This is a genomic window from Mycolicibacterium houstonense (assembly GCF_900078665.2).
In the GTDB taxonomy this organism is placed as follows: Bacteria; Actinomycetota; Actinomycetes; order Mycobacteriales; family Mycobacteriaceae; genus Mycobacterium; species Mycobacterium houstonense.
Genome location: NZ_LT546210.1, coordinates 112,696 through 113,768 on the forward strand (window position 1 = coordinate 112,696; position 1,073 = coordinate 113,768).

At 68.2% G+C, this 1,073-nt stretch carries 3 protein-coding genes; 2 read left to right on the plus strand and 1 reads right to left on the minus strand.

Features of this window, described 5'->3' with window-relative positions; translation table 11 throughout:
• Window positions 1-13: 13 nt before the first annotated feature.
• Window positions 14-208, minus strand: a complete 195-nt coding sequence (locus BN4332_RS34800; protein ID WP_235654373.1) for a hypothetical protein — start codon at window positions 206-208, stop codon at window positions 14-16.
• Between the two features lie 7 nt (window positions 209-215).
• On the opposite strand from BN4332_RS34800, the gene BN4332_RS34805 reads away from it, so the two are divergent.
• The gene (locus BN4332_RS34805) at window positions 216-353 is read left to right on the plus strand and encodes a hypothetical protein (protein ID WP_235654374.1); all 138 of its coding nucleotides are present in this window, start codon (window positions 216-218) and stop codon (window positions 351-353) included.
• 49 nt (window positions 354-402) lie between these two features.
• Window positions 403-843 carry a cupin domain-containing protein gene (locus BN4332_RS32190; protein WP_066904341.1) on the plus strand — a complete coding sequence of 147 codons (441 nt, stop codon included), beginning with the start codon at window positions 403-405 and terminating at the stop codon, window positions 841-843.
• Window positions 844-1,073 lie beyond the last annotated feature (230 nt).

Below are 1,073 nucleotides of genomic sequence, written 5' to 3' on the forward strand. Positions count from 1 at the left end.
CCGAACCCGTCACTCAGGCCCCGCCGCCGGTGACCGTGACCCAGGCTCCGCCGCCCCCGGTGACCGAGACGCGCGTCGTCACCCAGACGACCACGCCGCCGCCTACCACGACGACGACAACAACGACCACGACGACAACCACGACCACCACCACAACGACGCCGCCGACGACCACGACGACGGTGCCGACCACCACCACGACGACCACGAACCCGATGACGACGACCTACGTCACGGTGCCGTTCGTCCCGGTGCCCATTCCGATCCAGGTGCCGAACCGGGGTGAGACGCAACAGCCGCAGTACCCGTACCAGCCGCAGCAGCCGCAGTACCCGTATCAGCCTTATCCCTGACGAAAAGGGGCTGCGCGGGGTACCTTTCGGTCGAGAACCGGGAGGGACTGTGAACCGCATCCGTGCCGTCCTCGTCGGCGTCATCGCCGCCTGTCTGTCTGCCGCGCCCGCTGCCGCCACGCCCGCCGAAGGCGAGGTGGAGCGCACCGATCTCGGTAAGGGCACCACCTCCACGCCGATCTGGGTGGTCACTGCAGGTCAACCCACCACGCTGTACGTGCAGAGCCTGCGGCTCAAGCCCGGGTCGAGCAGTGGGTGGCACAGCCATTCGGGCCCGGAGCAATCGGTGATCAACGAAGGTGCGGTGGTGCTGCAGATGGCGACGAGCTGCGGCCCTGCGACGTATGCGGCGGGTGAGGTGGTCGTCATTCCGGCCGGTGTGGTGCACAAGGTGGACAACGACGCCGCCGAAGACGCCGATGTGGTCGTGACCTACACGCTTCCGGCTGAGGCGCCGGTGAGAGAGGACAGACCAGCGGCCTGCCCGTAACCTGGGGAAACCCAACGAGTGCCGCGTAACTTTGGGCGGGGCGCGAGTATGCCGGTGGCCGTTCGGTTATGGTTCAGCTGTGCCTGAGATGGATCGTCGCAGTGTGATGTTCATGATGGGTCTGGGGGTGGCAGCCGCAGCGCTGCCTGCCGGGACTGCCAACGCCGACCCGGCCATCGGAGATAACCCGCCTGGACCGGCCGCGCCCGGAGCGCCCACGCCGCCGGCCG